General features: G+C 34.5%; 9 protein-coding genes and 2 pseudogenes. 2 read left to right on the forward strand and 9 right to left on the reverse strand.

The window, feature by feature from the left end; genetic code table 11:
* Positions 1–10: 10 nt before the first annotated feature.
* The 3 genes and pseudogenes from ACE38P_RS03725 to ACE38P_RS03735 all read right to left on the reverse strand — a co-directional run.
* Positions 11–1,717: an RHS repeat-associated core domain-containing protein gene (locus ACE38P_RS03725; RefSeq protein ID WP_374699526.1), complete on the reverse strand. Its 1,707-nt coding sequence runs from the start codon at positions 1,715–1,717 to the stop codon at positions 11–13.
* Positions 1,710–7,268 carry a SpvB/TcaC N-terminal domain-containing protein gene (locus ACE38P_RS03730; RefSeq protein WP_374699527.1) on the reverse strand — a complete coding sequence of 1,853 codons (5,559 nt, stop codon included), beginning with the start codon at positions 7,266–7,268 and terminating at the stop codon, positions 1,710–1,712. Before ACE38P_RS03730 ends, ACE38P_RS03725 begins: the two co-directional genes overlap by 8 nt.
* A 154-nt stretch (positions 7,269–7,422) precedes the next feature.
* Positions 7,423–7,959 (reverse strand): annotated as a pseudogene (locus ACE38P_RS03735) (patatin-like phospholipase family protein); the annotation flags it as partial.
* A 221-nt stretch (positions 7,960–8,180) separates the two neighbouring features.
* On the opposite strand from ACE38P_RS03735, the gene ACE38P_RS03740 reads away from it, so the two are divergent.
* A complete protein-coding gene (locus ACE38P_RS03740; protein WP_341816137.1) occupies positions 8,181–9,194 on the forward strand; it encodes an IS110 family transposase in 1,014 nt (337 codons plus the stop codon).
* Between the two features lie 45 nt (positions 9,195–9,239).
* Here ACE38P_RS03740 and ACE38P_RS03745 read toward each other — a convergent pair whose 3' ends face one another.
* From ACE38P_RS03745 to ACE38P_RS03755, 3 genes and pseudogenes are all read right to left on the reverse strand, one after another.
* Positions 9,240–10,169 (reverse strand): patatin-like phospholipase family protein, encoded by a 930-nt coding sequence (locus ACE38P_RS03745; RefSeq protein ID WP_374699483.1) that lies wholly within the window; start codon positions 10,167–10,169, stop codon positions 9,240–9,242.
* 317 nt (positions 10,170–10,486) lie between these two features.
* Positions 10,487–10,882 (reverse strand): annotated as a pseudogene (locus tag ACE38P_RS03750) (patatin-like phospholipase family protein); the annotation flags it as partial.
* Positions 10,879–11,097 carry a hypothetical protein gene (locus ACE38P_RS03755; RefSeq protein ID WP_012673232.1) on the reverse strand — a complete coding sequence of 73 codons (219 nt, stop codon included), beginning with the start codon at positions 11,095–11,097 and terminating at the stop codon, positions 10,879–10,881. The pseudogene ACE38P_RS03750 and the gene ACE38P_RS03755, both read right to left, overlap by 4 nt.
* A 124-nt stretch (positions 11,098–11,221) precedes the next feature.
* Between ACE38P_RS03755 and ACE38P_RS03760 the strand changes: the two genes are divergently transcribed.
* On the forward strand, positions 11,222–11,758 hold the full coding sequence (locus ACE38P_RS03760; protein ID WP_374699529.1) for an ankyrin repeat domain-containing protein: 537 nt from the start codon (positions 11,222–11,224) through the stop codon (positions 11,756–11,758).
* On the opposite strand, the gene ACE38P_RS03765 is transcribed toward ACE38P_RS03760, so the two are convergent.
* From ACE38P_RS03765 to ACE38P_RS03775, 3 genes are read right to left on the reverse strand one after another with little or no spacing between them, the layout of a single operon-like run.
* On the reverse strand, positions 11,724–12,704 hold the full coding sequence (locus ACE38P_RS03765) for a phage late control D family protein (RefSeq protein ID WP_374699530.1): 981 nt from the start codon (positions 12,702–12,704) through the stop codon (positions 11,724–11,726). The genes ACE38P_RS03760 and ACE38P_RS03765 overlap by 35 nt on opposite strands.
* Before the next feature lies 1 nt (position 12,705).
* Complete coding sequence (locus tag ACE38P_RS03770) at positions 12,706–12,879, reverse strand: tail protein X (protein ID WP_374699531.1); 174 nt, start codon at positions 12,877–12,879, stop codon at positions 12,706–12,708.
* Positions 12,880–12,889: 10 nt separating this feature from the next.
* Positions 12,890–13,297 (reverse strand): phage tail protein, encoded by a 408-nt coding sequence (locus ACE38P_RS03775; protein ID WP_374699532.1) that lies wholly within the window; start codon positions 13,295–13,297, stop codon positions 12,890–12,892.
* Positions 13,298–13,299 lie beyond the last annotated feature (2 nt).

Consider the following 13,299-nt stretch of genomic DNA (forward strand, 5'->3'; position numbering starts at 1 on the left):
TTTTTTCTCCTTATTCAAAATTTTGTGTGCGTAAGTAACTGGCAACTGGAATAAACTTTATTCTGTAACGATAACTATTCAAGTACAAAGGATTCACATAATTTAAGTAAGAAGAATTCAAGGATAAGTGAGGAGGATGTGATAAATGCTCTTCCCATAAATTTTTAGCAGGTATCATTCCTGTTATTTCAAATTTTGCATCACCTGCTCTTTCATATTCGTAGTCTCTTTCATCATTTTCCCAAGGCGGATCTACTACTTTCCCTTCTTTCCAAAAAATCACATTTTGCATGATTTGCTTATTATCTCTATTTTTATAGAGGTACCTTAACTCCTGTCCAGTAATGTCTTTTAGAATGCCACCACGATTTCGTTTTGTAAGATTAATATCGTCACTATCATAGTCACTGCTTGGTAGTGCAAAGGATGAAACTTTTTGTGGAACTGCAGACAATTTGATCTTATCAAGAACAAAATGAACCTTTTTACGTTGTTCTATAGTGGTAAATTTTATACCTGCCTTAGAAGCATGTCCCACCCTTACGTATGCATCCATTGTTGTTTGTATTCCTTTTTCTGTCAATTCTCCATTTTGATCATGGAGTTCGTTTTGTTCTATGCCGTATGTTCCAGGTACTTTTCTTGGATCATATTTTGGATCACTCTCAATAAACTCTTTGAATTTTTTTGCCTCGTCATTTCTAGGAGTCAGCTGTTTCTCGTAATAGATATTTTTATTACCATCTGAAAATAAACCTGTACCTATAAACGAGTTATTCAAGTCATCTATTGTGGTATTTGCGTTAGGGTATAGTGATTTAGCTGCCGTAATGTATGGACCTCTGCTTTTAGTTAAGCCATAAATTTTATCTCCCTCTTGAAATGTGTTAATAAATTCTGTATAATCAACAGCATTTTCACCTTGATTTCTAGCATTCCCACCTTTATCTCTATAAATTGCAGGATTACCCCCAACAAACTGATAAAGATTAGGTCCGTCCACAGTCCCAGCAGGATCAGGATTTATCCATCTTAGGAGCCACGGAGCATAATAACGTGCACCGTAGTAATAGAGACCTGTGCTATCATCTCTTTCTTTCCCTGAATACCTATATTCTTTTTCTGTAACTTCACGGACAGTTTTCCCGGCAATAAGTGCTGTGCCACCAAATGGCAGATACTCTTCATATGTCATGATTTCAGCATTATCGTTCAGTTCTAATGCCACTGAATCTAAATGATTACTCAGCTGATAACGGTCTTGGCTTTCTCTTGTCTCGTCTGAAGTGCCTTTAGTCCAATAATGATGGAGAGCTACTCTACTTTTATCGTCCATTACATGGACAGTATACTTCTCTTTGCTTAAACTATTATTTTGGTAGGTTCTGATAACTTCAATATCACCAAAGTAAATTTTTTCCACTCGAGTAGAGTTTGTTTCATTATTCTGATAAGTTTCAGTAACTTTTCTGACTCGTTGTCCACTACTGTCATAGACATAATATTCACTATCATTTTTCCCGCTAGGCCTAGTTATAATATCAACATAGGCGATGTTATCGCGGTAATTCCAGTGCAAGTTCTGTGTACCACTGAGCTTCAATAAATTACCCCTTTCATCGTAACTTGCATCTATATCATTTTCACTCATAGGCCTAATATCTATTATCGGCAAACAGCGATTAGATTTATTCGATATGTAAAATTCTTTAGCCATTAACACCTACATGCCTAATTTTCGTAATGTTACTGCCATAATCAAAATCATAATATTCAGTGTAATTACTAATCGCATTTTGATTATTTAGATGCGGAATTTGTGTAATAATTCCTTCCTTTCCACTAAGTGCTGGATGTTCTTTGCCAGTTGCTTGAATCAGTCGATAAAGCGAATCATAGTGATAATCAGACTTAGTATCTATGCTTTTGTTATTTGGAAAAATAGTCTTATAAGACTCATCTTCCATTGTAGTAATGTTTCCTATTGGATCATACGTATAGTGAATACTTTGTAATTTCTTTTGTCCTTTTTGACTTTCTAGTTTAGTAAGCTGAAAAGTTTTAGGATCATAGCTATAGCTGGTAACAACACCATTACCATAGGTAATCGATATACGCTGACCTTTAGGATTATAGTTAATATTCGAAACATAGGTTTTAATTGCTTCTTCTCTTTTTTTAAGCTTAATTTGCTTTACTCTCCCTGCTATATCATAAACTGGTATATGAGCATTATTCTGTGGGTCCTTCTTTTCAATTATTTCGCCTAGTGCATTGTACTGAGCGGTGAAAGAAAATATTTCTCGTTCAAGATCTGCATGAGTTGTAGTAATACTTTCAACACCTTTCCAGTCTGCTTCTTGTTTATAATTCTTTCTCAGAATGTAGCTACTTTTTAATGTCTGACCTTTAAAATCATTTTCTTTAATCTCAGTTAGTCCTGCTTGATCATAATGAGCAATTAGTGTTCCATAACGATTTGTTACCTTATCTTGAATGTCTTCAGAGTAAAAGAATCTTTCAACGACATTGCCATTTAAATTTAGGTCCTCATCGGTAATTTTTACCTTTATTGGCCGTTGCAATTTATCATATTCTGTGTAAGTAAGAGATCCTCTGCTATTCCAGCTATATACTGCGCTTCCTGCGACATTTGCTAGACTCCAGATTTCTCCGACATCAACACTGGTGCTTTTTAAAAGCCCTGCCATCGAGTAAACGTGGCGAAAATTTTTTACCTTTTCGTTTTCTTCCTTACCTTGGTTTTGCTCATAAAATCTTGCATCAACACTTTCTAGCTCATTTCCTTGAATATCAAGTTTGACGTGGGATTTTAATTCTACATTGCTTTGTCCATCCTTACTTAAGGTCTCTATCTGCAGAAACTTTCTTCCCAAGCTGTCTAAATGCTCTATCGTTGGTGTATTATAATGCTTTTCTGCTTTGCTGAGTGCATCTTTTTCGTCTCTTAAAGTTATTTTTTCTTCTGCGCTTGCTTTATTCCATTTCCCGGTAAATTCTTTGTAGTATGCTGAATCTTTTACCGTATCATTAAGATCAAAATTTTTAGTACTCCACGAATCAAATTCTACTTTGCTGAAAAAACCTTTTGGCGTATCAATGCGAATATTCCTCAGCAGAGGATCATAATAAAGAGTGTCAGATACTCCCTGATTACGCACACTCTCTTCGAGGTCATAAAAAGGTGAATTACTATAAAAAGGTTCATACTTTTTCACCTCCGTGCCTTTATTGTTATATACAACTCTCCCTGATGCTAGCCATTGTTTACTATCTGAATCTACGAGCATTTTAGTCTCAAGATTTCTACCAAACCCATCTATATGAGTTACAACTTTCCTGATTCTTGTCGAATTTCCTTCTGAAACGTGAGTTTCTCTCTGCAGATTAATCACATGCACAGGTTGGCCATTTCTTCTCCATGCTTCAAGATCATAATAAAAGAAACTTGTCGCATTCTGTAAATAGTGCTCTGGGCCATTTGCTTCTTCTGCTAAGCCTAAAATATCTTCAAAGCTCGAATCCTTTCTAACTTGATATTCGAGTAATGGTTTATCACCTTTCTTTTCCCCGTTTTCGCTGCCATAAACAGAAGTAGCAATTACCACTCCGAGTGGATTTAATATAACTTCTGAAACGTTATCGTTATGCTCAGTGAGCTTTACTGGACTTAATCGTTGATAATCATATTCTGCTGTAGTTTCATAATTTGAGGTTGCAGTTGCTTTAACTATTGTTTTTATTGGCAGCAATGCATACTGATCATAAATAACTGCAGTCTCAGCGCCAAAAACATCAATTACTTTTTCAGGTAAATAGTATTTATCACTACCACAATAGTACTGAGTAGGACTTGGCACCAACCAAAAGTCAGAAGTTTTTTTGTAGCCAAGGTCTTTTAGCATCTGATCAGAGGTTATTTTGCCCGAAAACACTTCTTTGATTTGGCTATCAGAAAATGCCATAGCTTCAGTATGGTGAAGTAGTGCTTGCTGAGTTACAGAACCAAGTGGTAAAGTAGAATTTTGTTCTTTATTCCAAAAATAATTGTGACTTTCACTTAAGATCCTTGCTTGCGGATTTGTATAGTTTAAGTTTTCTTCAAATTTTATCGTATTTTGTAGAGATCTCTCTACGTGTGTCCTTAATTCACTAATGTTAACATAGCTATCTGTTAAGCCCCCAATCTCAAAAGCTTGTGATTTATAAAGAGCTCCAAGCAAGTAAAATTCTTTAGTGTTATTAATGTAAAAGTTATGTTCTAAAGTAGCATGTAACTTTTGCTGCTCTGAGTAATTATTTGGCTGATTTCGGCGAGGGTAAGTAATACTTGCTGATTTAGTGACATTACCATATTCATCTACTTCTAAAACAAAGTCATGCTGAATACGTGGATCACAGCAGTTTCTTTCATAATGATAGCTAATAGTTTCCTGTAAATTAACAAAGAATATTCCGTATTTAAATCTAGAGTCTTTATTAGTATTATCTTTACTCGATCTTAGTAGTTTTACTGCAGCGCTGGATTCAGTGACTGAATATGGATGCTGGTAAAGATCCGGCCTATCTAAACCATACACTTCTTGTCTTAGCACTTGCCCTTGAATCCCGCGGTATGCTTCTCTTATATCTTCTATTGAGATAATCTTTTCATCTAATACTTGTGGTGTTATTTTTAACTCTTTACCGTCTCCTTGGTAAAATTCCTTTCTATAACTCTCAACTAAATCTCCTGCTTTTTTATAAGCTCCAGTGTGATACCAAGTCTTGGTATAAATAGGAGCAACATAATGTTTTTTTTCACTCTGATCAACTGTAGTAAAATCTTCAGTATCCCAAGTTTCTACAAAACCAAATCCACGGAACTCTTTCTCCGCACTATCATAAAAACCATGATGATAGCTATATTTGTTGGTAAGTTTACTTCCTACTATATTGTCTATGGTTTCTATTTTTTCAATTACTTGTACTGGGAACGGCAGACTTGTTACCCACGGGCGATTTTCTTTTCTATCCTCTAAATAAAACTTAGTAGAAGCTGCATAATGAAGACGGGTAATGTTACCCATATTATTATCTATTTGCTTCAGTAAGTGCGGTTTTACTCCATTGTAAAAGTCATAGTACAAATGCTGTAATTTTAAATTTTGATCAAGGTAACTAATAAGCAAACAGTTAGTTCCATTGCCAAGAATATCAGCAAATTCAATATGGCTAATATGATTATAATCAACTGGTAATTTTAAAGTTACTGGCTTACTAAATGAATTACCACTATTGTTATAATAGATATCTAAACTATTATGGTTAGCATAGACTAAATCAGTAGTACCAGAACCATCAATATCAGCAAAGTATAAACGTTTGACATTGAACCCATCCCTAAAATATGGAGCATTTTTAAATACAACTTTTTCACCAAATTTACCATAGCCAAGATTTGGCCAACATTCTACTTTGCCATTTTCTATTTTAACTAAATGACTTTTGCCATCACCAAACATATCAACGAAGCGTACTAAAGTACTCTCTAAACTGGCACGTTGATTTGGCAAGTCTTTTGGCGCTTTACTGTAAATAGCTTCTTTGTATCCTTTTTTTCCCTTTGATGGATATACTCTGACGCTTTCTCCTTCAAATACTACGATATCAGTTCTTCCATCTCCGGTGACGTCTATCATCTCTTGAATTTCGCTGCTCAAGTTGATTACTTGCGATTCAAGAGGCTTAAATTCACTCCATTTACCATCAAAATCATGGTAACCTTGAAAACCACTTTCATTTACATAAAGCTGCAATTCACCGTTACCTTCTAGGCTCATTAGTGAATAAGTAGTTTTTCGGAGTAATGATGGAAAACGCTCGAGTAGTTTAGCTTGAGCAAACTCTCCATTACCATTTGGTCTAAAATAAAGGATTGTGTTGCCATCGTTATATAATATCCCTTCAATACCTTCTTGATATAAATCAACCGATTGAAATCTTCGATCATTTAAATACCCAGGAAAGTTTTTGTTTATTCCTTCTATTTTTACTGGCTTAAAAGAGTTTTTATTATTTCTATTGTGAAGGTCTAAAAAATTTCCTTTTTCTTTGATTTTCCAATTTGAGTTTTCTTCAGAGACTTCTGAATCTTGCTCTGAAAAGACAAAATCTTGTTCTTTTAAAATCTGCAAAAGCTCTTTAGATGGTTTGTTGCCATCTTTAAGTCCGACAGATGAAACTGTTGCAATGTAGGTAGAATCATCATTGGTATGAGAAAAAACTAAAGTTGGTGTTGATTTGCTAAACCTTTTTTCTCCTCTCTCATAATAGCCAACTTGTTTTACCGCTCTTAAATACGTAATCGTTGGTTTTTCATCGTAATCAAAGTACGTTCCATTGACTAGCTTTGGCTCTTTACCAAATCGATGGTAAATCCTTATCGCTCGGCATAAGAGTTCAGTTCTAATCGCAAACCCTGTAATGTGTGAGGTAAACGAATCTTGACGGAGAACTGCATTTCTTTCTTCGCTATATTTTTTATCTATAGGACTGGCAAAGTCATTTTCGCCATAATCAAATAAAACTTCAAAGTGATTATAGTTTAATTCTTCATTATGGCCATAAGTAATCCGATCAATTACTCTGCCACTACCTTGTTTTTCTGTACTTGAGCGATAATGATAAAATATTTTATTTCCATATACATCGCTTAATTCCTCAAGTAACCATTTTGCTATGCATCTATTACTCTTTGGATCATAAATTTGTGCTTGTTCATTCTTACCATAAATAGCAATGCTGCCATCTTTACTAGTAACTTGCCAATGAATAGTGCTATCACTTTTACTTATTAAACGCTCTATTTTTGCAAATAGTCCTTCAACACGTGGCTGATAATAAGTAATATCATATTCGCTATTACTTGTTTGATTAATCGCAACCAAGTCATCTGCTCCACTGAGGACAAAAATATCTTCATCATCATAAGTTGGAATTTTTTTGGATGTTTTTCTGATAATACTTGCTATTGAAACATTAAACCCTATACCAAATACTCCGTTACCACTTCCAGAGCTGTAATTAACGCTTAAAGAAGGTGAGAAATTACGACAAGTTGGTAGCGCAATTGGTATTGAGAAAGATCCAGTACCAGTGAATGAGTTAGCCTCAAAAGCTTCACTGATTCCTTTTATCGCTCCTCCGCCTTTTGGCAGCTCAATCTTTTTGGCCTCAATAGTAGACTTTTGTGAAGTAGATTCCATATGATTTATTTGCGTGAAAACGCGCTTTTATGTTATATATATACAAGATTGGTAAAAAAAACGTCCAAATTATTTTTTAAAATTCTATCTTTTTCAAAAAAGCTTTGAATTTTATAACTCTCTCGTAAGAAAAAAGTTTTTTCATAAACTTATATTATTTTGATAGCACATCAATTACTCTTTGATGACTTTCTATCATTGCCTTTGCTTCTTGCTGCAAACATTTAATATTTTGAGGTGTTATATCATCCATTTCAGCTGATGCTACTTTCAATTGTGATTGTATTCGCATATATTTATCATCTATTACTTGTTCTAGTTGATAATCAACACAATCCAATCCAGAGGCGAACATCACATTCAGTAGTGGCTTGACCCAACCTATTTTTCCAAATCTTCTTGAATTAACATACTCTATGCTCCTATCTGTTCTGCCAGTACCTATTGATACCAGTACAATATCATCATTTGGAAATAACCTCTTAGCACTTGCATATGCACAAGCAGCTGGATTATTGGCAAACACTCCGCCATCTATCAACACTCTCTCTGTTTGACTAATTTTTAGACGTTTTGGTGTGAAGTACGTTGGAGCAGCTGTTGTAGCTCTGAGTGCATCTTTTAACTTAATGTTTTCTTCTTTCCAACTTTTAAAGAAAAATTCACAACTATTGTGAATGTCATAACTTGTATCTTGTAAAAAGCATCTAGTGTTTTAAGCTTAAGCATTAGGTGGAGAAGGGAAGAACTCTGAGTCATAACTTAGATATAAAATCTGTTGACCAGATAAGAGTCCCCCTTCTCAAAAGTATAGGCTGGACGGTATCGTAGAAAGACCTCAATGGTTCTAATTCTGTATTCACAAGGTAAGCCTTACTTTTCATTTTAAAATAGTAACGTATGGAGTTATATATGATCAACAACTTTCTTGGTATAGATGTTTCAAAAGAACGCTTTGACGTTTTTCTTTCGTTTATAAGTAAAAAAGGAAAACGTGAAACTAGAAAAAGGAAATTTAAAAACGATGATTCTGGATTTCAAGGCCTAGCAAACTTTCTACAAAAACATAACATAGAAGAGGTAAAAGCCTGTATGGAAGCTACTGGTTGCTATAGTGAAGCTTTGGCTGAATTTCTCCACAATGCCGGATATTTCGTTAGTGTTGTAAATCCTTATTGCATAAAATCTTATGCAAGGAGTAAGTTGAAACGACAAAAGAATGACCAGTCTGATGCAGAGATTATTGCAGATTATTGTCAAAGACAGGAACCTTCTCGTTGGACACCACCTTCTCCTGAAAAGAAAAAATTAAAACATCTTTATCGTTGCTCAGATGCATTAAAAGATGAGTTAACACTAGCAAATAATCATTTAGAAAAAAAAGAGAGACTTCCTGAAGAAGTTGTAAATGCTTGGGAAAGCCTTGCAATGAACATAGAACAATCAACAGAAACAATAAAAAACTCCGTACGTGAACTATTAAATCAACACAAAGAATTGTTGGAAAATTTTCAACTTCTATTGACTATTCCAGGCATAGGAGAAGAATCAGCAATAGCTATTTTAGCTGAAATTCCTGATATAAAAACTTTTATAAATGCCAGGCAATTGGCAGCATATGCTGGAACTATACCACAAAATATAACATCAGGCTCATCTGTACATGCCAAGCCCAGATTAAGTAAAACCGGTTCACGCATATTACGTAAGGCAACGTACTTTCCTGCTATAGTAGCTAAAAATCACAATCCTATCATTATGACTTTTTGTGAGAAGTTAAAAGAGAAAGGCAAGCATAATATGGCCATTGTGGGAGCTGCAATGCGTAAATTACTCCATATAGTTTTTGGTGTTTTAAGTTCAAGGAAGGCTTTTAATCCAGATCATATCAAGAACTATAGAGTTAGGAGGTTTACTGAAGCTTAAAAGGAAACGTCCAAAAATGCGAGTTCTAGATTAAAAGGTTAAAGTTTATGATACTACTGTACAGAATTTATCTATTGCTTTTTGATTACATTCAATCATCATTTGTGCTTCTTTTTTTAAACACTTGATATTTTCGTATGTTGTATTGTCCATCTCCGTTGATGCTACTTTTAGCTGCGATTGAATTCTGATATAGCTATTGTTAATAATCTGGTCTAGCTGATAATTTACACAATCTAGTCCAGAGGCAAACATTACGTTTATCAATGGCTTAATCCAGGATATTTTGCCAAGTCTTTTCGATCTGAGGTATTTAATGGAATGAGACGATCTGCCAGTGCCGATGGACAGAAGTACTACATCATCGTTAGGAAATAGCTTTCTGCTGCTTGCATAGCTACATGCTGCTGGATTATTGGCAAAAACTCCTCCATCTATTAATACCATTTCCTTTTGGTTGATTTTTAAATATTTAGGTGCAAAGTAAGTAGGTGCTGCAGTTGCTGCTCTTAATACATCCCTTAATTTAATAAAATTTCTATCCTCTTTCCAGCTTTTGAAGAAAAATGGGCAATTATTGTGAATATCGTAACTCGTAATCAACACATTACTTAAAGTGTTTTTAAGGATATCATCGCCAAAATATTTATGAAGTACATGTTCAATATTTTTACTGGGGTATTGTGCACCGTTAATCCAAGAAAATATTGATCTTCTTAGAAATGAAGACTTAAAAATATAAGGTCCGTACTCCTGATAAAGATTAACCAAGTCATCAGCTGAATATTGTAGCTTTCCTTTGCTATCTTTTTTACATAATCCTGCTACAATAGTACCACCAGTTGAAGTACCCACCAATAAATCAAAAATTTGAGAAATAGGTTTACCCGTTTTTTGCTCTATTCTGGATAATATCATTGCTGGAATAATTCCTCTTATTCCACCACCATCAATTGAGAGAATATATTTTGTCATTTGTACTAAACTTTAGATGTTCTTGAGTATCTTTATTACCTGGTTACAATTGCTGCTTGTTTTATAAGAGACAGATTCGCTGAACGTATAACTGATGCACTGCCTCTCACATTGACTTTAACAGAGTTGCTTAGTAACTTTGTAAAACAATTCTCATAAAATAAGAAGGCACAGTAAAAAATTAGTGTAACTATTTATAAGTACGCCACACAAACTGAAAGTACTTATAAATAGTTACACTAGTTTATAGAAGGTATCAGCCTAAATTAAAACTTTTTGTTATTTTTTATTCTTTTTAGCTAAATAATTTGTTGACAATAAAGACGGTATCTGGTGAGCAGTAGATTACTCGCAACATCAGCCATAGTGCTTTCACCGAAGTATTTATTGAGAATAAATTCCATATTTTTATATGAGTACTGAGAACCACTCAGCCAAGAAGCGATTGATCTTCTCCAAAATGATGCTTGAAAGATATATGCTCCATACTCTTGGTAAAGTTCAACCAAATCATTGGCAAAGTATTGAGGGTTTCTCCGTTCATCTTTTTTACATAACCCGGCTACAATAATCCCACCGGTTGAGGTGCCTGCCATTAAATCAAAAATCTGGGAAATTGGCTTTTTTGTTCTAGATTCAATTTCTGCTAGAATAATCGCAGGAATTATTCCTCTAATTCCTCCTCCATCAACCGATAAAATGTACTTTGTCATTTTTGTCTCTGCTCAAGCTCGTTAACTTCTTCAGCAAGGTTTTTGACCCTTTCTTCAAGACGATAGATGATTTCTGTAGTCCTTTGATTTTGCTCTATAAATTTATCATGCATGTGCACTCTTAAGTCGAGCTTGGCCAGCCACCAGATCAATGCTATTGTTTGTATCACCATAGTAGCAATTACTGCTACAGGGATCTTTCCTGTGTTTGTCATCTTTTTTAAAGGAAAAGTTGTATATATACATATACAAGATTCATCAAAAATACGTCCAAAAAATCTTTTCTAAAATAAAGTTAATTAGTTGCACTAAACAAGCGATGTAAATAATATAATCAACATGAAATCTAGCCTTTTTTGGAAATTGTTAACAAGTTCAATAACACCAATAATATGCGTTATTGTTCTGTATCAGCACTTTAGTACAGACCAATTATCAAAAGATGTGCCAATAAAAAGTAAGGCAAGTGGCAATGATCTGGAAACATTATCTACTGCAGCTGAAAAATGTAATTTAGATACTGTAAGATCCTTAATAAAAAATGTAGTAGATATCAATGCTACTCATCATTTTGGTGCAACATCATTACACTATGCTACAAGCGGAGGCTGTTTAGAAGTCGTAAAATTTCTAATTGAAGAAGGCATTGATGTAAATACTACTGATGCTTTTAGCTGGACAGCTCTGCACTATGCTGCACGAAAAGGACATCTGGAAATTGCTAAATTTCTACTGAAAAATGGAGCAAATCCTTCTGCTAAAAACAAAGATAAAAAAACTCCTTTAGATCTTGCTGTAGAGGAATTAAACAATAATAAAGAAGATATCTATGAGGAAATTATCAATTTACTTTCCAACTATCAATTATTCCCGTAACAATAGTACGATAGCCAAGGTTATCAATTACATGCTCAGCCCTATTTATTATCCATTTACCATAAACTCCTTTGCGAAATCCAGAAAGATTAATCTTTGCTTCAGCAAATAATTCAGGATTTCCTGGCATTGTGACATTGAGTGTTGCTGCATTACTCATCAGCTGATTCAACTTCGCAGATGCTGCACTTTGTGCCAAATCACTACTTGCATAAATATCTCGCAAAATATAGCTTGGTTCTTGATCACCTACTTTTTCCGTTATTGTCTCTGCTTTTTCATAATCATACCAGTAAGCAATAGCCGAGCCATATTGATTACGCTCATTAAATTTTACTTTCCAATTTGTAATATCTCTAGGTGTTAAAGTAATAGTGCTTAAAGTTTTTCCGGTAACTGATTTTGCTTTTCCTTTTGAAACAAACAGTAAATATCCTCCTGCAGGTTTTGCTATTGCTCCATAAATTTGAGCAAGCCTGGTTAAAAAATGCATATCGCTCTCTGCAGTTTGATCAATATGTGATATCATGATATTTACAAACTCTGCAGCAACTTTAGCTTGATAGCCATGTTTGTCTGCAATCTTTTTTACCAAATCATTTAAGGTGATTTGATGCCACTCATTAAACACTTGTTCCTTTAATGACTCTTTTAGATCCGCTGCATGACTTTTAATCTTTAGTGATTGTGGCGGGCCTTGTAGCGTAATTTCATTTACTATATAATCTCCCATTGGCACAATGCCAGTTTCCTTATACCCGAGTAAAATATTTAGCTTTGCCCCAGTTCTAGGAATCTCAAATAATGAATCACGGTCATCAAGATGAATTACAGCAGTATCACTTATTACTCCTGCTTCATCAGTAATATGCATTGATACCAATCGACTTTTCACCAATTCAGTGATGGAAATGCCCTCTACTGAAATACTAAAGTCTGGTGTCATTTTAATCCCATAGTTTTACTACTTGCTTTTGTGTCTCTTTTTGAATAACAGGAAGTTGAATGATTAATCCTGCAGGAAGACTTTTATACTCTGCAAGTCCAGGATTAGCTCTTAACACAATCTCAACTGCTTCTGAGCTGAATCCATAGTAGTTCCAGCAGATTAAATCTAACATATCATTTTCCTTAGTTTTGTAGTACATCATTGTCAGCTGCAGTAAAGTCAGTAGTGTTATTTTGTGATGATAAATTGCTATAATGTTTTAAACTTAAATGAAACTCAATCTTTCTTGGTTCACCATTTGGAAAAAAATATTTCTGCGTTTCTTCTATTTTCACAATAACAAAATGGCCTAAAATGTTACCTTGGCCATCAATAAGTAAAAGAGGTTTCGATGAATTTCGCATATTATTTATTTGCTTCAGCCCTCCTGAATAGATTACTCCTGCAAGCTCAACAATGTCCTCTCCAGGACCAATACTTTGAAGCAATGGCTTTTCCCCAATACGCTCAAGTGCAGGCCAGCGATATTCACTTCTGCGTGTAAAGCCTTGCTCAATTAATGAAAATCTATATGGACCAAAAGATAACATAA

This window comes from Wolbachia endosymbiont (group A) of Limnophora tigrina, assembly GCF_964263225.1.
Classification (GTDB): Bacteria; Pseudomonadota; Alphaproteobacteria; order Rickettsiales; family Anaplasmataceae; genus Wolbachia.